Below are 725 nucleotides of genomic sequence, written 5' to 3' on the forward strand. Positions count from 1 at the left end.
ACTATCTTTTGCACACCCTATAGATAATGTTCCGGTTAATTTGCCTCAGTTAAAAGCGAAAACTAAAGCCTACGTTTGACTGAAATTGGTTCATCCAATCAGTATCGAATTTGATGATGCAGCTTGAACCATCAGATGGCAAAGTGCATGCACCAGATGTGTCATTATCTACGACCGTACCTAACCAGCGTACTTGTGCCGTTAGAGCAAAGTTTTTTGAAAATGCGTACTCTAACCCGGCAAAAGCACTGGCAGAAAAACCGTATTTTTTATCAGCCCAGTCGACGTCGGTGTAAGACCCGCCAACCCCCAACCCTACATAGCTTTGCCAACCTTCAGCGAGGGGATAGTAAATACTGCTTTGGAATTGTAAATAATGGATATCGGCGGAGTTCGACAACTCTTTGAGCTCTGTCGGTTGTGCAGAATAGAAAAGGCCGATTTTTCCCATTTCAAAAGGTGTTTCTATTGATAAGGCGTAACTGAGGGCAGGGTCTATGTCATAGGTGTTTTTGTTTTCATCTTCGACTTGCCCGCCGCCAGTAAAGCCAATAAATGGGGTTACGATAACATTTGCTTGTGCGCTCAATGCGCAGCTCATTAACATGCCCCCAACTAGCCAACTGAGTTTATTCTTCATGTCCTATCTCCTTATTATGACTAAGCTAATTGTGATGGGTTAGTCAAAATCGCGCGACTAAATTAACCAAATCTTGAACATGTTT

At 42.8% G+C, this 725-nt stretch carries 1 protein-coding gene; it reads right to left on the minus strand.

The features are described from left to right. Window positions 1-49: 49 nt before the first annotated feature. Complete coding sequence (locus tag R8O11_RS27460) at window positions 50-640, minus strand: outer membrane beta-barrel protein (protein WP_005494573.1); 591 nt, start codon at window positions 638-640, stop codon at window positions 50-52. Window positions 641-725 lie beyond the last annotated feature (85 nt).

Source organism: Vibrio sp. 1288 (genome assembly GCF_033344475.1).